Annotated in this window: 16 protein-coding genes and 2 tRNA genes; 9 read left to right on the forward strand and 9 right to left on the reverse strand. The window is 45.9% G+C overall.

Annotated elements, in window-relative coordinates; all coding sequences use genetic code 11:
* Positions 1-11 precede the first annotated feature (11 nt).
* From NB504_RS16020 to NB504_RS16035, 4 genes are all read left to right on the forward strand, one after another.
* Positions 12-791, forward strand: a complete 780-nt coding sequence (locus NB504_RS16020; protein WP_013856665.1) for an ABC transporter substrate-binding protein — start codon at positions 12-14, stop codon at positions 789-791.
* Between the two features lie 24 nt (positions 792-815).
* Positions 816-1,790 carry a chemotaxis protein gene (locus tag NB504_RS16025; protein WP_026027355.1) on the forward strand — a complete coding sequence of 325 codons (975 nt, stop codon included), beginning with the start codon at positions 816-818 and terminating at the stop codon, positions 1,788-1,790.
* 488 nt (positions 1,791-2,278) lie between these two features.
* A complete protein-coding gene (gene pulA, locus NB504_RS16030; protein WP_258429290.1) occupies positions 2,279-8,323 on the forward strand; it encodes a pullulanase-type alpha-1,6-glucosidase in 6,045 nt (2,014 codons plus the stop codon).
* A gap of 319 nt (positions 8,324-8,642) precedes the next feature.
* Complete coding sequence (locus NB504_RS16035; protein WP_013856668.1) at positions 8,643-9,314, forward strand: DUF2726 domain-containing protein; 672 nt, start codon at positions 8,643-8,645, stop codon at positions 9,312-9,314.
* Here the strand turns inward: NB504_RS16035 and NB504_RS16040 are convergent.
* Positions 9,302-10,363: a GGDEF domain-containing protein gene (locus tag NB504_RS16040; protein ID WP_258429291.1), complete on the reverse strand. Its 1,062-nt coding sequence runs from the start codon at positions 10,361-10,363 to the stop codon at positions 9,302-9,304. The genes NB504_RS16035 and NB504_RS16040 overlap by 13 nt on opposite strands.
* 272 nt (positions 10,364-10,635) lie before the next feature.
* Between NB504_RS16040 and NB504_RS16045 the strand changes: the two genes are divergently transcribed.
* From NB504_RS16045 to NB504_RS16060, 4 genes are all read left to right on the forward strand, one after another.
* Positions 10,636-10,712: transfer RNA gene (locus NB504_RS16045), tRNA-Val, on the forward strand.
* Between the two features lie 37 nt (positions 10,713-10,749).
* Positions 10,750-10,826, forward strand: a tRNA-Val gene (locus NB504_RS16050).
* Between the two features lie 283 nt (positions 10,827-11,109).
* Positions 11,110-12,156 carry a lactonase family protein gene (locus NB504_RS16055; RefSeq protein WP_258429294.1) on the forward strand — a complete coding sequence of 349 codons (1,047 nt, stop codon included), beginning with the start codon at positions 11,110-11,112 and terminating at the stop codon, positions 12,154-12,156.
* Positions 12,157-12,174: 18 nt separating this feature from the next.
* On the forward strand, positions 12,175-12,537 hold the full coding sequence (locus NB504_RS16060) for a RidA family protein (RefSeq protein WP_088728898.1): 363 nt from the start codon (positions 12,175-12,177) through the stop codon (positions 12,535-12,537).
* Positions 12,538-12,650: 113 nt separating this feature from the next.
* Here the strand turns inward: NB504_RS16060 and cydX are convergent, their stop codons facing one another.
* The 8 genes from cydX to NB504_RS16100 all read right to left on the reverse strand — a co-directional run bounded on the left by cydX (position 12,651) and on the right by NB504_RS16100 (position 19,060).
* Positions 12,651-12,752 (reverse strand): cytochrome bd-I oxidase subunit CydX, encoded by a 102-nt coding sequence (cydX, locus tag NB504_RS16065; RefSeq protein WP_013856710.1) that lies wholly within the window; start codon positions 12,750-12,752, stop codon positions 12,651-12,653.
* A gap of 12 nt (positions 12,753-12,764) precedes the next feature.
* Positions 12,765-13,901 carry a cytochrome d ubiquinol oxidase subunit II gene (gene cydB, locus NB504_RS16070; RefSeq protein ID WP_258429295.1) on the reverse strand — a complete coding sequence of 379 codons (1,137 nt, stop codon included), beginning with the start codon at positions 13,899-13,901 and terminating at the stop codon, positions 12,765-12,767.
* An 11-nt stretch (positions 13,902-13,912) separates the two neighbouring features.
* Positions 13,913-15,493, reverse strand: a complete 1,581-nt coding sequence (locus tag NB504_RS16075; protein WP_258429296.1) for a cytochrome ubiquinol oxidase subunit I — start codon at positions 15,491-15,493, stop codon at positions 13,913-13,915.
* Between the two features lie 120 nt (positions 15,494-15,613).
* On the reverse strand, positions 15,614-16,213 hold the full coding sequence (locus NB504_RS16080; protein WP_010318151.1) for a DoxX family protein: 600 nt from the start codon (positions 16,211-16,213) through the stop codon (positions 15,614-15,616).
* Entirely contained in the window at positions 16,210-16,956 is a 747-nt protein-coding gene (locus NB504_RS16085) for a putative DNA-binding domain-containing protein (protein ID WP_017048643.1), read from the reverse strand. The genes NB504_RS16080 and NB504_RS16085 overlap by 4 nt, the downstream gene beginning before the upstream one ends.
* A complete protein-coding gene (locus NB504_RS16090) occupies positions 16,949-17,812 on the reverse strand; it encodes a DUF692 domain-containing protein (RefSeq protein WP_258429297.1) in 864 nt (287 codons plus the stop codon). The genes NB504_RS16085 and NB504_RS16090 overlap by 8 nt, the downstream gene beginning before the upstream one ends.
* Positions 17,800-18,114, reverse strand: coding sequence for a hypothetical protein (locus NB504_RS16095; RefSeq protein WP_094125505.1), 315 nt, complete (start codon positions 18,112-18,114; stop codon positions 17,800-17,802). The genes NB504_RS16090 and NB504_RS16095 overlap by 13 nt, the downstream gene beginning before the upstream one ends.
* The gene (locus tag NB504_RS16100; protein WP_064625356.1) at positions 18,104-19,060 is read right to left on the reverse strand and encodes an MBL fold metallo-hydrolase; all 957 of its coding nucleotides are present in this window, start codon (positions 19,058-19,060) and stop codon (positions 18,104-18,106) included. Before NB504_RS16100 ends, NB504_RS16095 begins: the two co-directional genes overlap by 11 nt.
* Before the next feature lie 396 nt (positions 19,061-19,456).
* On the opposite strand from NB504_RS16100, the gene NB504_RS16105 reads away from it, so the two are divergent.
* Positions 19,457-19,876: a hypothetical protein gene (locus tag NB504_RS16105; protein WP_017048641.1), complete on the forward strand. Its 420-nt coding sequence runs from the start codon at positions 19,457-19,459 to the stop codon at positions 19,874-19,876.
* The last annotated feature ends 94 nt before the right edge of the window (positions 19,877-19,970 follow it).

Genomic DNA, 19,970 nt, shown 5'->3' on the forward strand with positions numbered 1-19,970 from the left:
TAGGAGAGAGGATGAACGTAATCAAATATCTGCGTACTATTCTACCTATGTGGCTAATCAGTGTGTTGGCATCATCACCTGCTTATCCCGCTAGTCTTGAAACACTAACGTATTATACAGAGGCCTATCCCCCTTTTAATTTTATGAATCAGGGCAAAATCACTGGAATTTCGGTTGATTTACTTCAAGAAGCCGCTAAATTCTCAGGACATGACGTATTATTGAGCCAGATCGTATTGCAACCGTGGGCTCGTTCTTATCGCTCTACCATTTTGAAAAAAGACGGAGTACTTTTCTCGACAACAAGGACGTCACACAGAGAGGAATTATTTCATTGGGTAGGCCCAATTGATGACATCAAAGTTTCGGTAATTGCACGTAAAGGCAGTAATATCAAACTTGGGGAACCTTTAGAAATTACCTCCTATAAGATCGGGGTGATAAAAGATGACGTCGGCGAACAAATGCTGTTGCAATATGGTGTTCCGAGAGACTCAATGCAAGAAGCAACGGATGTCACTATGTTGGCAGAGCAGTTAGTGAAAAAGCGTATTGATTTGATTGCATACGATGAACGGTCAGCCCATTGGTGGATAAAACAAGCAGGATATGCCCCCGATCAATTTGAAACACTTTATGTGTTAAAGCAGGGATTACTTTACTATGCTTTTAATAAAAATATAGACCAAACACTATTAGACGATTTACAAATGGGTATTGATAAAGTAAAGAACACGGTTAATGAAGACGGTGTTAATCGATATCAAGCCATATTAAACAAATACCAATAACCATTCTTAAGATTAGTGACCAGTATGAGCAACCCAAGTAGTACAATTTTGACAGAGAGTGGTACCAACGAACTTGAGATTATTGAGTTCCATTTAGAAAAGGTACTGCCAGATGGACGCACGAAAACCTGCTATTACGGCATTAACGTTGCGAAAGTTAGGGAAGTGATACAAGTTCCTGATACCACCGATTATCCCAATGCTCAGCCGCATATGATCGGTGTATTTTCGTCACGTGATGTACTGACTCCGTTAGTTGATCTTGCCGGTTGGCTTGGTGTGCCTACTAATCCAAGCCTTGATCGAAAGTTTGTTATCGTGACGGATTTTAACCGCATGACCAATGGCTTTTTGATTGACAGCATTAGTCGTATTCACCGTATTTCTTGGAACGATGTTGAATCGCCGAGTCAGTTTTTAGAAGCGGGTGAGCAAGATTGCGTCGTGGCGGTTGTTCGCAAAGACGGCAACCTGATCATGATTTTGGATTTTGAGAAAATCATCGCTGACATCAACCCTGAATTGAGTATGGAAAAATACGATGTCACGGTGGACAGATCGGTCGACCTCAACCAAAAAATGATCAGCAAACGTAATGCGAAAACCATCATGGTGGTGGATGATTCGGCGTTTATCCGCAGTTTAATACAAGACACATTAAGCTCTGCAGGCTACAACATTATTGCGTGTAAAGACGGTGGTGAAGCCTATGAGAAATTGATGGAAATTGAAAAAGTAGCCAAGTCCGAAAACGTACCCGTGACAGAGTTAGTGAATGCGATAGTAACGGATGTAGAAATGCCGCGCATGGATGGTATGCACTTGTTGAAGCGCTTGCGTGACAGCGAAACTTATAAAACAACGCCGATAGTGATGTTCTCCTCGATCATGAGTGATGATAACCGAGCAAAAGCATTAGCACTGGGTGCTGATGATACCTTGACCAAACCCGAAATTGGCAAAATGGTCACCCTGATGGATAAATATGTATTTGCTTAACCTTTATACTCTTCCCACTTAGAGTTGTTTGGGTATAGCGGTCAGTCTGTGACCAATTAAGGAGAGTCTCATTTGAGGCTCTTTTTGTTTTATCACAATTTTGAACGCTAAGCTCAGCGGCGCGAATAGCGAGTGATGAGTAAGGAGAGATGGGAGGAAGATCAAACTCTATTAGATTGGTCAAAATGTAATATTCTTTCACACTTTATCATTCCTCATTCTACGCTTTGTCTTTCCGATCACGTTTTTATCTTGCTCTCTCTGCTTTCCTTTCATCTCATTTACCCTGAGCGTGAGTGAACTCTGTGTTTTTCTTCTCCTCCCTTGGCTCTACGCCCTGAGAGCAAAATGGCAAGGGGGAGGTAATTGGCGGTGTCAAAATTATAACGTTAGCTTAGGTAGATATAGGCATATGTCTACTGATTTATAGGTTTTCTGCCAGCAGTGAGAGCAGGACGAGCACTAACGTTATAAAACGGATTACAACAATGAAAACAAACCTAACGAGAATGACTTTAGCGTTTGCTTCAATTGGTATGCTAGCGGGTTGTAATGACTCGTTAGACGTTCAAGTCATGGATGGGTATTTAACCAATGCCCAAGTTTGGCTGGATGTGAACAGCAATCGTCAATTTGAACAAAACGAACCTCAAGCGTATACCACCGACCAAAAAGGTATCGCAAAAATTAACGTGGCGGGGCTGCGTGGTGACGTAAAAAATTATTATCTGATGGCTTCTGCCATCAAGGGAAAAACCGTTGACCAAGATATTCCCACCGTCAAAGCAGCGCGCAATTATTTAATGATGGCGCCAGCAAATTATCCGGTGATCAGCCCTTTTACGACTTACCTCAGCGTGCACATGCAAAATGGTAAGCGAGAGAGTAAAGCGTTGGCTGAGCTGAAAAAGGCGCTGCGTATTCCAACTTTGGATGTCAAAGCGGATTATGTCGATAACCACATCTTGGTTGCTCAATCTGCTAAAGCGCTAGCGCAACTGCTACCTGTTACTATCGATGACTCCAGCTTGCCTGAATTGGCCAATACCTTGAAAAAAGCCAGTAAACTGTTTGGCGATGAGATCAAAAAAGCGCAGCGAGAAAAGAGCGATATTCGCGATAAAACACTGATGCTTGAACATGGTGAGCCTGTTATTGGCTTTGATAGCGATAGAGATGGCGTAGCCGATTTGATTGACCACTTTCCTTACGACATCCAAGAGAGTATTGACTCCGATAATGATGGCATTGGCGATCACGCAGACCTAGACGATGACAACGATGGCTGGCCTGATGAAACTGAATGGCGATTAGGGACAGATCCTTATGACGCCTTAAGCTTTGCTGCCGATCTCGATGGCGATGGCATTGCGGATGTCGAAGATGATGATATTGATGGTGATGGGTGGAGCAACGCCGATGAAGCGCGTTTAGGAACGGACGCCAATGATGTTTCAAGCGTTCCTGCTGACCTTGATAGTGACGGTATTGCCGATAGCGAAGATGACGATATTGATGGTGACGGCGTGAGCAACGCGCAGGATGTATTTCCACGAGATCGCTTAGAAAGCCTTGATACCAATAACGATGGGCTAGGGGATTTTGCCTCAAGCGACGATGACGGTGATGGCATCCCCGACAGCATTGATCCACAATCGAAACAGGCGGATAACTCGACAACCGAGCCGACCCCAACTTATCAAGAAGCGATCATTTACTACCTGCGTGATGACAATAATTATGACGGATGGGGACTACACCTTTGGAACAACGGTAGCTGTGATTCTGTTTCTGAATCTGCGCTTAATGGTGTGGATTGGGGAAATCCTTACTTAGCCTCAGAAATCGACCCGATTTATGGAGCGATATATCGCATTCCACTTAAAGCAGAACATGGCAACTGCATGAACTTTATTGTGCACAGTGGCAATGATAAAGCGCTGGGCGGCGATGATTTAGTGCTGGATTTTGTCAAAGGCAATACGCTTTATACGCGCCACGGTAGTGCGGTGTTGAACTATTCTCCTAATGAGCAAATTCAAGTTGCCATTGAGGGCGCAGCTGCACATTGGCTTGCGGTAAATCAACTGGCGTGGTTCGATCACAGCGAAGCGGCAAGCTATGAGCTTTGGAGCCGCGCGCAAGGCAATGGTGATATCGCCCATCCTGAACAATTCATCCATTACCCATTAGCCTTGTCAGGCGTGACCAATAATGCGCATTTCCCACATTTAGCGGGTCGAGCAGCCTTCACATTGGATGTGAGCAACGAACAAGCTAAAGCGCTGTTGAAAACTCAGCTACTCACAGTAGCGAGAGATGCTGAAGGCAAAGTACTGGTTGCAACAAAAGTACAGATCCCAGGAATAGTCGATAATCTTTACACGGCTGGCAGCGATGATGCCGATGAAGCGAAACTTGGCGCTTGGATAGACGGTGATAGCGCGTATTTTGCGCTATGGGCTCCGACCGCGCAGCAAGTGGAGTTGTATCTGTATGATCAAGATAAAACCCTTCGCAGTACCTCACCGCAGATGATGGTTGAAGATCCCAACACCGGAGTTTGGCACTATCAAGGTGAGCGCTCGCTGAAAAACAGTTTCTATCGTTACCGCGTGCAGGCCTACCATCCTAAAACGGCGCAACTTGAATGGATGATAACGACCGACCCGTATTCGCAATCGCTCAGCACATCCAGCCTTTATTCTCAATTGGTGGACTTAACCGCAGCAGAGTCAAAACCGGACGATTGGGATACTCAAATTATTCCTGAACTGAGTCATCCTGAAGATAACATTCTTTATGAAGTACACATTCGTGACTTCAGCAACAGTGATAGCAAAGGAACAGCGGAATACAACGGTAAGTACCTTGCCTTCTTGGAAGAAGAACGTGACAGTGTTGCGCACCTGAAAAGTTTAAAACAAGCGGGTTTAACCACCATTCACTTACTGCCAAGCTATGATTTAGCGTCGATTCCGGAAGATGAGCAAAAGCGGGTCGATCTTAATGATACGGTCGCAAAACTGTGTGGTATTAACCCGCAAGCGTCGCTCTGTTCTGATGGCACGTCGATGAGCGCGACTATACTTTCTTTGTTGGAAAAAACCGACCCGAATACACCGCAAGCACAGGCATTACTTGCGGATGTGCGGCCGCTTGACAGCTTCAACTGGGGTTATGATCCATTCCATTACAGCGCGCCAGAAGGCAGTTATGCGGTGCAAAGTGATGGTGTGTCACGGGTGAAAGAGTACCGCCAAATGGTGCAAAAACTGCATCAGCTTGGTTTTCGAGTCGTGCAAGATGTGGTCTACAACCATACCTACTCGTCAGGTTTGTATGACAAATCAGTACTGGATAAAACCGTGCCCGGTTATTACCACCGCTTGAACCCCATCACAGGTGCGGTTGAAAATTCTAGCTGCTGTGACAATACCGCTTCAGAAAACCGTATGTTCGAGAAACTGGTGGCCGATAGCGTCACGATGTGGGCGCAAGATTACAAAATCGACGGTTTCCGTTTCGATCTTATGGGACACTTGATGAAATCAAGCATGCTCAAGATTTATGAGGCGGCGAAAACGGTTGATCCTGACACTTGGTTCTATGGTGAAGGCTGGAACTTTGGTGAAGTCGCCAACGGTGCCAGAGGTGAAAATGCCACGCAGTGGCCAATGGCTGGAACGGGGATAGGGACTTATAACGACCGCTTACGTGACGGTGTGCGTGGCGGTGGTCCATTTGATAGCGGTGAGGCGTTATTAACCACTCCGGGTTTTGCTAATGCAGGTGATCGATTTAGTGATGAGCTGAAATCGAAAATGGACTTAATTCGCTATGGCATGGCTGGCAATTTACAAGCCTATCCATTGCAAACCGCCAGCGGCATGACAGTGCTTGGCCGTGATTTCCAATACGGTGGTCAAGGCGCGGCCTATACACTTGACCCACAAGAGTCGATTAACTACGTCTCTAAACACGACAATCAAACCCTGTGGGACTTCAACCAATATAAAGCAAAAGCAGAAACCAGCTCAGCGGATAGAGCGCGCATGCAGATCATTGGTCTTGCGCCAGTAATGCTTGGGCAAGGTGTTCCTTTTTTCCATATGGGGTCAGAACTACTTCGCTCAAAATCGATGGCGCGCGACAGTTACGACAGTGGTGATTGGTACAACCGTGTTGACTTTAGCAAGCAGACCAACAACTGGAATGTCGGCTTGCCAAGAGCAGACAAAGATCAGGCCAACTGGAGTGCGATTCAAAGTGTGATAGCCAACCCCAATACGGTAGCTTCCGCGCAAGATATCGCATGGACAGACAATGCCTTCAAAGCCTTGCTGGCGATTCGTGCGCAAACACCGTTGCTCAAGCTCATCTCTGAGCAAGAAGTGTTAAATCGTGTTCGTTTCCATAATACGGGGCCAAATGCGCAGCCTGGCATGATTGTTATGTCGGTGAATGATGGTGTTTCAGCTGGTGCGGATCTCGACCCTAACGTTGAGGCCATCGTTGTCGCCATCAACGCTAATACCGCAGAGCAAAGTGTGGTTATTCCGAATGCGCAGCGCTTTGAATTACATCCTGTTTTACGCACAGCACAAGATGTGCGTGTTAAAGCGAGCCAGTTTAACAATGGCCGCTTTACCGTTCCAGCCTTAACGGCGGCAGTGTTTGTGATGCCGCAGCAGGGCGAGCAGGGTGCTGGCTTAAGCATTGATGCGCCACCAATTGATGTTGCACCTTATGGTTCAACCACGGTGTACGTGCGTGGTTCGATGAATGGTTGGGGAGTTTCAAATCCATTATCCTATCAGCAAAATGGTCTCTACACGTTTGAAGGTTATCTGACTCCCGGAGTGTATGAATTCAAAATTGCTTCTGAAGATTGGAGCACACTAAACCTTGGTTTTGGTGGCTTTAGTATCGCTAGCGGTTCCGCGACATTGGAAAATGCAGGAAATGGCAATATCAAGCTTACCGTAACAGAGCAAGGTGTTTGGAAGTTCACACTGGATGCATCCAACACATCGCAACTGGTGGTTGGCGTTGTGGATACGGGTGTTGACTACGCGTGTTATCAAGACAATAACCCCGCTTGTGATTTGCGAATTTATCAAGTGATGGTGGAATCCTTTGTTGATGGAGATTCAAACGCTGATTACGGCGTTGGTTACGGCAACTCGCACCACCGTGGTGATTTGCAAGGCATCATCAATAGCTTGGATTATATTGCTAGCTTGAACGTTAATGCGTTGTGGTTAACGCCAGTATTTGATTCCTGTGCGGGTCAAAATGGCGATGATAAGCTTGACGCTACTGGCTATTTTGCGTGTGATTATTTCAACGTAGATCCTAACTTTGGCAGCAACGCTAAACTAAAAGAGCTGATTGATCGTGCGCATGACAAAGGGCTGTATGTGTTATTGGATGGCGTATTTGGCCACACCAGCTCTGTTGGCGTGAAAGCGTCACCGAGCGGCAAGTTGCCTCAGCTTCATGACGGGGAAAGTGGTTATCCGGGCAAGTTGGTCACTTATCCTAGCCAAGCGAGTGAGGCATTTTTCACTGAAGTTGCCAGCTACTGGATCCGTGAGTTTGGCATTGATGGCTGGCGTTTAGACCAAGCGTATCAAGTCCCGCTTGAGAGCTGGCGTTCGCTGCGCGCGGCGGTTGAACAAGCATCGCAAGATAACCTCAATGCAGGGAAATCATGGGGCACATTAGGCTATATGGTCGGTGAAGTGTGGCAAGGGGCTGATGACATTACCCTAACTGCGTATGGCAGTGATGCAAACCCAGCGCTCTCCTCAGCCTTCAACTTTCCTTTACGCTATGGTGTGATGCAAGCACTAGCAGTGGAAGAATCTGGCGCAAGTGGTAGCGCTCTGAGTCTAGAAGCCAGTTGGAATAACCGAGCGAAATCGCCTTATCACGCCATGCCAAATCTAATGTTAGGTAATCATGATTTGGTTCGCTTTGGTGACCTGATCCAACGAGGTAATTTAGGCGATTATTATGTGCGACATCTTGCCGCGTTCAGTTTTCTTGCTGCTTATTCTGGGCCAATCACGCTTTACTATGGTGAAGAGATTGGGGATGAAGTCGAAAACTTTACAGCGCAAGTGACACAAAATTGTGCCGCTGTTGGTTTGTGTGATGATCACGTTGCTCGTTCTAGTGGCAAAGTAGATGGTTCAAGCTTGTCACCACAACAGCAAGCGCTGAAAAACAGCGTCAGTCAACTAATGCTACTGCGCAGCCAATACCCGTCACTGGCTAAAGGGGAGCGGCGTAATGTGTGGATTGACGAGAGTTTGTACGCGGATCTCAAAGTGTACGGTGATGAGCAGATCCTCTATGTGCTTAACACCAGCACCGCGGAGCGGAGATTATCTCTTGATATGGGAAGCGTAAAAGCTGCGACTCAATTGAAGGATTTAATGACTGAAGAGACGATCGCCACGCAAATCGGTACAACGACAATCATCGTTCCGGCTTTAACTGGTCGCTTACTTCGACTGGATTAATCGTTAAAGCAATAAAAGCTCGCTGCGGCGAGCTTTTTCTTTCTCTACTTTTTCCTGCTAAGGCTCTCATTAATGAGCCTCTCGTTTGGTCATTGTCCATTGACAGAAAACACAAGTTGCGACATTTCACTCATTGGCGTAGCTTATCAACCTGAATGACACTCTGGTACACATTCTAGATTCAGCTTACAAGAGAGCCTGCTGCCATGTGGATTAGGTCACCCTCTTCAACAAATCCATAGTAATAAACTGGCCTTTGGGCGATACTTCGTTTATTAATTAGCGAGTTAGCTAATTACTTCAATATGGTTTTTATCGTATGACCAACATTTTTATCATTGTTGCACTGCTGGTGCTGTTTTTTGTCTTTATCCAAAAGTATGTGATCAAACACGACGATACCAAAGACTACGCTTATAAGAAGAAAGGGGCGTTACTCAATATGTCTGAAGGCGCCTTTCATAACGCGCTGAAATCTGCAGTAGGGGAACACGGTGTGGTGTTGGCTAAAGTTTCAATGGCCAACGTGGTTACCCCAGCGGCGAACTTGAATAAAAAGCAGTGGTTTATCGCCAATAACCGAATCGCCAAAAACTATTTTGATTTTGTGGTGTGTGATGCAAGAACCTTAGAGCCGCGAGTCATCATCGAGTTGGATAACGGAAAAGAACTGCATAAAGGCAAGGTAGAGCGTGAAAAATTGCTGATGCATGTGTGTAAGTCTGCCAACATTCCATTGATTGGTGCGAACATCAAACACAGCTATCAAGTGAGTAAACTAAGAAGGTTACTGGCCGCGCATATCGATTTGATCGAAACCGATAAAGAAGTGCGTTTTTGCAAAAAATGTGGCAGCCCAATGGTGATAAAAATTGCCAGCCAAGGCGAATTCAAAGGCCGACGATTCTTTACGTGTAGCCGTCAACCACAGTGTACCTATACTGAAAATTATAATGTGGTGTATGAAGTAGGCGAAGATCAAGAACTCTGAGAAATCCAAAGTGTCGAATCATCCACTGTGTCATTGATTTGGCAAATACGAACTTGGTTACGTCCATTTTTCTTCGCTTTATAAAGCTCAACATCGGCTAATTTCAGTAGTACATCCAACTTGTCACCTTCACGGTATTCACAAATACCGACACTTAAGGTCAGTTGGATTCGCTTCGATCCATAAGCGTACAAATGTTGATTAATCGCCTCGCGTAATTTTTCTCCCACATGTTCGGCTTGCGCGATGCTGTTATTAAACAAAGTCACACAAAACTCCTCCCCGCCGATACGGTAGAAGTTATCGTCGCCCACAATTTGAGACATTACCTGCGTCGTATCGATCAGCACCTTGTCACCGGCATCATGTCCATGGGTGTCATTCACTTGCTTAAAATAATCAAGGTCAATCACTAAAAGGCACAGCGTCGTATCCACTTTATTTTGCACAAAGTGAGCGAAGGCGTGAGTGAGTGCCAAACGATTGTGAGAGCCCGTCAACGCATCACGAGAAGCGAGGTAGCGTAGCGAGTTTTCGGTTTTCTTACGGCTAGATTCAAAAAGATGAGCCACCGTCCAAATCCCGCAATAGCAAAGAAGTAAGTTGATCATCAACGGGGTTGGGTCATAAGCCGCATTCCATGAGGCTTGAGAATGGATATTGAACAGTTGCGGAATGAGTGCGATGCCCGTAGCGAGGCGGCCATGCTTAACCCCTAGCAAGAGGTAAAAAAGTACTGGGAAAAAGGTTGTCCATAAAAATAGACCATTACTTAAAGGCTGGATAAAAGTCCCTGCGCTGATAATAAAGATTAGAAAATAAACGTAGACACGAATATGAGTAGCTGAATGTGTTTGTTGCTTTGCAATCAAGTAAACGTAATAGGAGTAACACATGAAGACAAATTCTAATGCTGCTAGCCCGTAGTTGTAAGTGTAAAAAACGTTAAATAGGACGAAGAAAAATGCAATAGCGGTCAGCAGTAAGCTTAACCCACAAAGTACAGAGGCTCTCAAATGATGAGAATGATTGAATAATCGCACATCCATGTTACGTCACCGTATTGCATATCGAAGATATTGATAAAGCTTATAGTACGAGATAATTGGTCCGAATCAATGGATAATCTCACATAACTTATACAATGAAATAAATTGGACAGCTTACATCTATTGTTAATCCGGTTATTGTGCTTAAACCCAGAGTTGTGAATAAAAAACAGACAAGCTGGTGATAGATAAGCCAACTGGCTCAAAAACAAAGAAAATAGACTTGCACACAGCAAAAACAGCCGTTAATATCCAATCCGTTCTGAAGATATGCGTCCGTAGCTCAGTTGGTTAGAGCACCACCTTGACATGGTGGGGGTCGGTGATTCGAGTTCACTCGGACGCACCATTTCAGTTGCATGTATCATGCTCAAGAACAAAAATTTGGGTCTTTAGCTCAGTTGGTTAGAGCGTCTGGTCGACATCCAGAAGGTCGTTGGTTCGAATCCAATAAGACCCACCAAATTCAAACAAAGCCCGCCACGTGCGGGCTTTGTTGTATCTAAAAACCCACGCAACGTTATCGCGGAAAATTATTTAACAGCGAAGATGGATTTTATCCTCTAGGAAAAATAAACATTATTCCGAGCATGTTGTTCATTGATTATGTTCCGCAATCGCCCGATTGGATTTAAGTTTGGACTGTATGGCGGTTTTCATCACTGCCACACAGGCAGCTTAATTAAATTATCCCAGATTAAGGTGAAATTTGGGTATAGTGTTTTATTTTTGATGATAGGTGGAAAATGAGCACACACAATGCCGCGCGTTTTTACATTGGTACTTATACGGATGCACCAAGCAATAGTAACGGCGTTGAGCTGATTGAGCTTAACACCATCACGGGTGAACTTAGTGTTTTGCAAGAGGTGATGGCGACGCGTAACCCTTCCTACCTTCTTGAAACCACCAAGGGCTTTTACACTTTTAATGAGGTAGAAGCGAGCGACAACCCACAATTAATACACATTAACAAGGGCTCTGTTTCTCAAGTGCCACTGTCGGGTAGCTATGCATGTCATCTTGCTATTGATGCCAAGCAGCGCTATTGCGCCGTGGCGCATTATGGGTCGGGTAATGTGAACATTGTTCGTTTGGACGACACTGGCAAACCGGAGTTATGTATCGCTGATCTATGGATTAATGGTCAGGGGCCAAATGCAGAGCGCCAAACCTCACCTCACGCTCATCAGGTGGTTTTCCTTAAACAGTCGTCGCAACTGGTTGTGGTCGATTTAGGGAGTGATGCAATTCATTTTTTCGCCATCAACAGTGATAATCAGGCATTTTCATTGGCGCAAACTGTAGAGATGCCTGCGGGGAGTGGGCCGCGCCATGTGGTGTTTAATCACGCAGAAACCCGAGCTTTTGTGGTCTGTGAATTGTCGGAGACTTTGGTCACCTTAGTATTTTCCGGGACACAATGGCAAATAGAGGCTGAGTGCGATCTCTTGCCGAATGAGGCGAAAAGTGGAGCGGCTGCGGCGATTAAGTTGTCGCCCGATGAACGTTTTCTCTATGCTTCCTGCCGAGAGCAAAATAAAATCGTTCTTTTTGAACTATGCCAGCCACAACCGCAATGGATTGCCGCATTTGACGTCGGTGGCCAATTCCCGCGTGACTTCACTTTGTCTGCGGATGGAGATTGGTTGTTGGTTGCTAGCCAACATTCACACACAATCGCCAGTTATCGCCGAGATGAAACCACAGGCAGGTTGGTTGCCAGCGGCTTTAGCTGCAAAGTCGGCGCGCCAGTCTGTGTGATCGAACAGCACTGTTGCGAGTTATCTTGACCATAAAGAGAGAAATTAATGACTATTCATCGTATTAATCCAAGTAAACGTTGGTCTGACATTACCGTATTCAACGGCATTGCCCACTTTGTGGAAGTGGCTGATAGTGATACAAAAGCCGATATGAAAGGGCAGGTTGAGCAGATCTTAGCCCAAGCTGAGCAACAGTTAACGGCGATCGACAGCGACAGAAGCCGTGTGTTATCGGTGACGATTTATGTCACAGATTTTGCTCATTTCGCCGCTTTGAATGAAGTGTGGGATAGCTGGTTTCCAGAAGGATGCGCACCAAGCCGAGCCTGCGTTCAAGCGCAACTGGCTAACCCTGACTATCTGGTTGAAATGGCTTTTGTTGCCGCAGCTGGCCCAAAATTTCAGTAAGACGTTTCTTACGATGTGATAAAAAATGGCGCTAAAAACAGCGCCATTTTTTTATCTTAAAGCTTGATGATCTTAACGCTTCTTAGCAGGTTATCGGCTTGCATATGAGTGAGTTACGATTCATCGAAATGCTCAGCTTGCTCAAGCCACAATCCATTGATTATGCCAAATGCGCAGGCGAGTAATACGCCAAGAACCCAACAGAAATACCACATCAGTCATCTCCTTTAGTACAGCGATACGCTGTGGTTGCGAATATAATCATCACTCAATCGACCGAACATTTTGTAGTAACCCCACGCGGTGTAACTGAGGATGACTGGCACCACTAAGATGGCGACAATCGTGATGATATTGAGTGTTTTCTGGCTGGATGTGGCATCCCAAATCGTCAAACTGTGTGATGGCATTAAGCTTGACGGCATGATCATCGGAAATAGTGCCACGCCTGCCGTTAAAATAATGCATGCAATAGCAAGGCTAGAGAATAAGAAGGCCCAGCCAGATGCTCGTTTCAGGCTTGCCCATATGCACGCCAATAAGCTCGCGATGCCCACGCAAGGGATCAACCACAGCATCGCGTGTGCTTGATAGTTATGCAGTAAATGGCGAGCAACGCTAACCACTTCTTTGTGCAAGGGGTTTGAAGCGGCATCCGTGACAATCGGGCTCACGATAATATAACCCGCCATGTTGGCGGCAAAGAATCCGCCGATGAGAAATAATGCCACCGCAATGCTGGCACTGACCACCGACGCGCTATGGGCTCGCTCACGTAACGCATCACAAGTTTTGAGCTGTAAAAACGTTGCGCCTTGAGTGACGACGATGGCAAGGCTGAGCAGGCCACACAGTAGTGGAAATGGCGTGAATAGATCCCAAAAATGGCCTTGGTAATCGAGCATCAATAAGTTATTGAGCTGAAAAGGGACTCCTACCAATAAATTACCAAAACCAATGCCAAAGATGAGCGGCGGCACAACGCCACTGATGAACAGTGCGTTATCGCACGCCTTGCGCCATGAGGGATTATCGATTTTTGAGCGATAATCCATACCTATTGGGCGCAGCCATAACGCGGCAAGTAGCAACATCATCGCTAAATAGAAACTAGAAAATGCGGTGGCGTACACCAGTGGCCAGATGGCGAAAATCGCACCGCCAGCGGTAATCAGCCATACTTGGTTGCCATCCCAATGAGGCGCGATACTGTTGATCATCACTCTTCGTTCAACATCACTGCGTCCCAAAATGGGCAGTAGCGCTGCAACGCCCATATCAAAGCCATCGGTGATGATAAAACCAATCAATAGCACACCGATAATCGCCCAAGTCATTAGACGTAAGGTTTCGTAATCAAACATTGTGTTCTCCCTTAATGGTGTACGTGAGATAGAGATCCGTGCCCATCTTGCGTTTCAAAATGGTAACGTCCGGTATGTAGGGCGCTTGGTCCGCGCCGAGCAAACTTCACCATCAGGTACATTTCCACCACCAAAAATGCGCTATAGAGTAAGTAAACTAGGCCCAGTGAAATCCATAAATCGCTGGGTGATAGGTTAGATACAGCCATATTAACCGGAAGTACTTCACCGATAGCCCAAGGTTGGCGGCCAAACTCAGCGACAAACCAACCCGCTTCGCTGGCAATCCAGGGAAGTGGAATAGCGAATAATGCCGCCTTAAGTAACCAAGGCTGAGTGCCGATTTTTCGCCGACAAAGTTGGATGAAACAGAGCCCAATGACAGCGAACATTGCCATACCGCAGGCCACCATGATGCGAAAGCTCCAAAACAGAGGTGCAACTTGCGGAATGGTATCTTGCGCGGCTTGTTTGATTTGGCTTTCAGTCGCATCAGTTACTTTATCGGTGTATTTCTTGAGCAGAAAACCGTATCCCAAATCCTCTTTTAGCGTTTCAAACTGAGCGACGTTTTGCGGTGAATCGTCACCATTGCGTAAGGCTTCCAATAACCCGTAAGCGAGCATGCCATTGCGAATGCGCTCTTCACTGCGCGCCATCAAATCTTTTAAGCCGATGACGGGCTCATCCAATGAACGCGTGGCGATAATACCCATCAAATAAGGGACTTTAATCGCCGCGTCTGTGTGCATGGTTTCTTGGTTAGGTAGCCCAAACAGAGTAAAAGAGGCAGGGGCTTGTTCGGTATCCCACTCGGCTTCAATGGCGGCCAGTTTCACCTGTTGCACTTCACCTAAGGTGTAACCTGACTCATCACCTAGCAATAAAGTGGCGGTAATGGATGCCATGCCAAAAGCGCAAGCCACAGCAAATGAGCGACGCGCAAAGGGAAGGTCGCGCTTTTTCAATAGGTAGTAAGCGCTGATACCCATGATAAACAGTGCGCCTGTGGTGTAACCCGCCGCAACGGTATGCACAAACTTCACTTGGGTTACTGGGTTAAAAATGACCTCAGTAAAGTTGGTCATTTCCATACGCATGGTTTGATAGTTAAACTCGGCACCGACGGGGTTTTGCATCCAGCCGTTGGCCATCAAAATCCACAATCCAGAAAAGTTAGAGCCTAAAGCGGTTAACCAAGTCACGCTTAAGTGCTGACGCTTAGAAAGGCGCTCCCAGCCGAAGAAAAATAGCCCAACTAAGGTAGATTCAAGGAAAAAGGCAATCAAAGCTTCGATCGCCAGCGGGGCACCAAAAATGTCACCCACATAATGAGAGTAGTACGCCCAGTTGGTGCCAAATTGAAACTCCATAGTGAGACCGGTGGCAACGCCAACGGCGAAGTTGATGCCAAACAGCTTGCCCCAAAAACGAGTCATGTCTTTGTAAACGGTTTTGCCGGTCATGACATACAGTGATTCCATGATCGCCAGTAAAAACGATAAGCCAATGGTCAGCGGAACAAAAATAAAATGGTAAAGCGCCGTACTGGCGAACTGGAACCGTGACAGTTCCACCACATTTGTAAGCATAAAGTCTCCCTCCCGCCACCAAAATGGCAGGTAAGATAGTCAGAGATGAATGTGTGATTGATAACACCTGCCACTTGAAGTTGCGGGCGGCAACTTCAAGTTAGTAGGCATCATTAGGTGTTAAGCAGTTTGAGGCGTGCGAGTGAATGGTTTTTTTAGCCAGTAGTCGAGGCTGACGTAGCGGCCTCCACCATAAATGAAAAGAACCATCAGCATCACAAAGTAAGTAGCCGCAAATTCCATCCCGTTATTGAGCATTACAGGATCGCCAAGTTCTGTGATGTAGTTGTAACGGCCCGGAAAATTGACCGCTAACCATTCAATAAAACCGTTTAAGCGCACCGTCGCTTCCATACTGCTGGTGGCAATCGCGTCCCAGCCATGTTTCCAGTGCACCATTGCGCTCGCCACACTCATCATGAAAATCATTGGAATCGCCATAATGCGAGTAAAAAGACCAAGTGCGATGCATATACAGCCGAGAACTTCTGTCGCGGCGGCTAAAAATGCCAGCAGTTCTGGAAAAGGTAGATTTAAACCACCATCGGCGGTTGAGGCGCCAAACCAAGCAACGGTTCCAGCGAAACCAACCACTTTGGAATGAGCGCCGACAAAAATCACCGGCACGAGAAAAAGTCGAATCGCAAGTAGTACTATAAAATCGAATTTTTTAAATTTTTCGATCACGCCATCGTACCAATTGAGGGCTGAGTGAATCATAGAGTTTCTCCTAATAAATACAGGCTGATGAGTCCTTGTTGCTGAAACGTTTGAACCCACGCCAAAAAATGGAAGTTGGATAGGTGTTGAGCTATCTGTTGTTCTAGTTGCGTTAGTGACTGTGCTGGGGCGTTTTGAATCATCTGAATTAGGGCGATATCCACTTCTCTGAGTTTTTGTGATACCACCTGATGCGATGCATGACGAAATACCCCATAACAGACCGTTTTCTGTTCTTGAATCAAGAAAGTGACCGATTCTGGATGGACAAGAAAAGGCACTTCGACCAGTTTTAACGTTGGGTTAAGCTGTATGCAAAACGCCTCCGGTTGAGCTTCAACATCATCCCACCATACGTTGAGATTCGGCACATGAGCGCTATCCATTTCAGCGTTGAAAACGATCCATTCATATTCAAGCAGTGCGATTTGCTCAGCACTGAGGTTAACACTGGCGTTATGGTTATTTTGCTGTTGGATAAACTGAACAAATTCAGTCGCAATCTGATGGAACTCAGGCTCCATAGCGCCATGTATTACCAGCCATTCGTCCGTCAAAATGTAGAGTGTTTCCTCGTTAAGTTGAGCGTAAAACAGAGGAAAAGTGTGCTTAATGACAGAGTAGATATTCGCTCGAATGAACTCTCGATAACGGCAGGGCGGTTCGCCTTGTGCGACAGGAGAGCGGATCACGCAGGTCAGTGCGTGCATTGACATACTCATGTTCATTGGTGGTTTAAGCATGGCTACGCTCCACATCGATAACTAATGGTGGCGCTGGCTGCATGATGTCATGATGGATAGTACGCAACTCTTCAGTCAAAACCACCAGAGGAGGCACATGATGATCACGTTCAAGCAGCAAAGGACGGCTACCTTGTTGAGCGTAAGCATAACGAGCCAAGTCAATCACCTCTTGTTGTACTGGTTTGCCATGAGTATCGAGCAAGAAATCTTCGCGCTCTTTTAAGTGACCTGCGATGTGGTAATAGCAGATCGCTTCGCTCGGTAAAGTGGCCAGCATGTCAAACGGGCAGTAATTGTGGTTACGGCTATTCACATACACATTATTGATATCAATCAGCAGCTGGCAGCCGCTGCGCTCAACTATCTCAGCAATAAATTCGCCTTCGGGGATCTCCTTGCCGTAACTGTGGTAGTAGGAGATGTTTTCCAGCACCAAAGGGCGTTGCACAATATCTTGAACGCAGTGAATGCGATCGACCAAGTAAGCAATGCTCTCTTTATAGCGCGGGATAGGCAGCAGTTCATACAAGTACCCTTGGGCATCACGCGAAAAGCTCAAATGCTCACTGTAAATGTCGATGTTAAATTCATCTAAAAATGCCGCTACCTTTTTCACAAACGCTTTGTTCAGTGGCTGACCATCGCCAATCGACAAATTCAGCCCATGTGCAACCAGAGGATAGTGCTTTGCTATCTGCTGTAACTGCTCGCGTTTAAGGCCGCCCATGTTCATCCAGTTCTCCGGAGCAAGCTCAAGGAAATCGATGTCGGGATGGTCAGGCAACTGGCATAGCAAATCGATGTGTTCGCTACGCAAGCCGATGCCTTTTGAAGTGCGATCTATTGCCCGCATACACCACCAGTGATTTTGCTGTTGGTTAGAGTAATGGTTTCAGCGGAAGGTGAGATTCCCTCTGCGGTTAAGCCGCATTTACCATCTCTGGCGCGTACTAAACGTCCTTGCGGATCGCTTTTTAAATCCTGTTTCTCAAAGCGTTTTTCAGTACCACATTTGCCAGCCGCGCATTTGCCACCATTTTGAGAGGTGGGTTGCGCACTCACTGGTGCTTCCGTTGACGTTTCTGCAACGCTCATTGCAGGATGAAGAGCAATGGCCGAAGTCATCGCAATAGACAAAACAATTTTACAATTCATGGGTTATCTCCTTCACGGAACTCATTGGGTAGCTTGAGAGATCACGGGCGGCAATAACTTCGCCGTGATAAAACTGTTTGATGATCTTGGTGGACTCTGATTTATGTTTAAGGCCGACTCCCATCCAGTGGTTGAGCACCAGCAGTTTAGGATTGATTTTGGCTGCAATTTCGCCAATCACTGAAGGTTTAGCGTGCATAAATGCGGAAACTTCATCGGCTGACTCATGAACAGCCATCGGCATGACTAAGATGTCAGCGCCTTGAGCAAAATCGAGAAATGCTGGGTTACTGCCGTTTTGATCGGCAGAAATGACAATAACGCCCTGATCACTTTCAATACGATAAGCCAAACATGGCACGTCCCCATGAGGAATACCGAGTGCGTAAATGGTTAAACCGTCTTGTTGATACACTTTAGTTGGTGTCGTGGTTTGGTAAGAAACATCAGTGATGGTGACTGGGAACAAACCATCGCTGCCATCATACAAACCGTTCAAATAAGCATAAGCGCCATCTTTGTTATTAAAGAGTGCGTCCATATAGCCTGATAGGCTAGGGAAGGCTGATCCCGCTTGCGGGCCTGCAATATCTAGTGGGTCTTCTCGCTTAAAGAAGTAGCCGCCTTTGAGCAGCGCGGGCAAGTCTGCAACGTGGTCGGTGTGAAAATGGGTAATGCCTAGAAAATCCAAATCTTCCAGTTTAGAGCCGGATTGGCCAAAGCGCAGATACGCACCGCCGCCAGCATCAATCATGATTTTAGATTTGCCTTTCCACCAAATCACTTCCGCTGAAGAAGAGCGCAGATCATCTGAAATTGGCCCTCCCGATCCTAAAACTTGTAAAGTGAACTCTTTGTCGAGCGGTTCTAACGAGTTTGCGTAAGCACCGATGGCACCGCACGACAAACTGATTGCGAGCACCAGCGCCTTGAGTGGTTGTTTCATGCTGACTACCTTTTGATTGTCTTTTTTATGATATGTGGATACCTAGGGCGAAAAGAGACTTGCGATAAAAGTGCAAGCTTTTTGATTCTCGTCAAGGTGTAGATGAAAGATATGATTTAAGAAGATGTTTGGTCAATCTTGATTTTCTTACCTATTGGTTAAGGTAAATTGAACAATGTGGTGTGATGCAATAATAAGCCTGTTAGATTCTAGGTTTGCACCGCATAGCTAGAACCAATTAATACACATAAAAAAATAACAAATGTTCTATTTAGAACGGCATCACTCCAGTGTTCAGTGATATTTAACCCACGTTTACTTTTAAGTGATGTTATTTTTGGGTGGTTTTCAATAGGGTAAAGCTATTATTTTTTACAAATACCTATGATGTCAGTAATGTTTATGATGAAGATGAAGCCAAGCTATTACGTGATTCCTATGCTTATTGCATTTAATGTCCATGCGGCTGACAGTCAGTGTGATGTGATTTCCAGCCAGTTACACGATGTGAGCAATGGCTCTGAAGCGGTTGAACATTCTGGCGGGTACAGCGTTCGTGACAATCCGCCTATTCGCTGCGCCGAGGTCGTGTTTAAGACCAAACAGAGTTACGACAAAGTGGTTGCTTGGATGAATGATGATTTCACGGCGATTTATGTCGATGGTTCAGAAGCAACGTCCAATATGGTTCGATTTCGAGAGGATGATGTAAAAGCTGGCTACGTGAAAATGAAGGTAAATCAACCAATTACCGCTTATGTCTGTTTTGGTCAATCGAGCGTTCCGATCAGTCAAATAGAGTGTGATATAAAATAGATTGCTTAGCAATGTCAAGTGCCATCTCCCTGAATGGGAGAGCAAATGATAGTCAGGCCTTATCCTGACAAAGCCATACATTTCGATACCCAAT

This window comes from Vibrio sp. RM-69-4 (genome assembly GCF_024743775.1).
GTDB lineage: Bacteria > Pseudomonadota > Gammaproteobacteria > Enterobacterales > Vibrionaceae > Vibrio > Vibrio anguillarum.

Excerpts from the sequence above, each read along its gene's own strand:
- NB504_RS16100 (WP_064625356.1), bottom strand. The coding sequence starts at position 19,060 with ATGAAACAACCACTCAAGGCGCTGGTGCTCGCAATCAGTTTGTCGTGC.
- NB504_RS16090 (WP_258429297.1), bottom strand. The coding sequence starts at position 17,812 with ATGCGGGCAATAGATCGCACTTCAAAAGGCATCGGCTTGCGTAGCGAA.
- NB504_RS16095 (WP_094125505.1), bottom strand. The coding sequence starts at position 18,114 with ATGAATTGTAAAATTGTTTTGTCTATTGCGATGACTTCGGCCATTGCT.
- cydX (WP_013856710.1), bottom strand. The coding sequence starts at position 12,752 with ATGTGGTATTTCTGTTGGGTTCTTGGCGTATTACTCGCCTGCGCATTT.
- NB504_RS16055 (WP_258429294.1), top strand. The coding sequence starts at position 11,110 with ATGAGCACACACAATGCCGCGCGTTTTTACATTGGTACTTATACGGAT.
- cydB (WP_258429295.1), bottom strand. The coding sequence starts at position 13,901 with ATGTTTGATTACGAAACCTTACGTCTAATGACTTGGGCGATTATCGGT.
- pulA (WP_258429290.1), top strand. The coding sequence starts at position 2,279 with ATGAAAACAAACCTAACGAGAATGACTTTAGCGTTTGCTTCAATTGGT.
- NB504_RS16035 (WP_013856668.1), top strand. The coding sequence starts at position 8,643 with ATGACCAACATTTTTATCATTGTTGCACTGCTGGTGCTGTTTTTTGTC.
- NB504_RS16080 (WP_010318151.1), bottom strand. The coding sequence starts at position 16,213 with ATGATTCACTCAGCCCTCAATTGGTACGATGGCGTGATCGAAAAATTT.
- NB504_RS16085 (WP_017048643.1), bottom strand. The coding sequence starts at position 16,956 with ATGCTTAAACCACCAATGAACATGAGTATGTCAATGCACGCACTGACC.
- NB504_RS16075 (WP_258429296.1), bottom strand. The coding sequence starts at position 15,493 with ATGCTTACAAATGTGGTGGAACTGTCACGGTTCCAGTTCGCCAGTACG.
- NB504_RS16020 (WP_013856665.1), top strand. The coding sequence starts at position 12 with ATGAACGTAATCAAATATCTGCGTACTATTCTACCTATGTGGCTAATC.
- NB504_RS16105 (WP_017048641.1), top strand. The coding sequence starts at position 19,457 with ATGTTTATGATGAAGATGAAGCCAAGCTATTACGTGATTCCTATGCTT.
- NB504_RS16025 (WP_026027355.1), top strand. The coding sequence starts at position 816 with ATGAGCAACCCAAGTAGTACAATTTTGACAGAGAGTGGTACCAACGAA.
- NB504_RS16060 (WP_088728898.1), top strand. The coding sequence starts at position 12,175 with ATGACTATTCATCGTATTAATCCAAGTAAACGTTGGTCTGACATTACC.
- NB504_RS16040 (WP_258429291.1), bottom strand. The coding sequence starts at position 10,363 with ATGGATGTGCGATTATTCAATCATTCTCATCATTTGAGAGCCTCTGTA.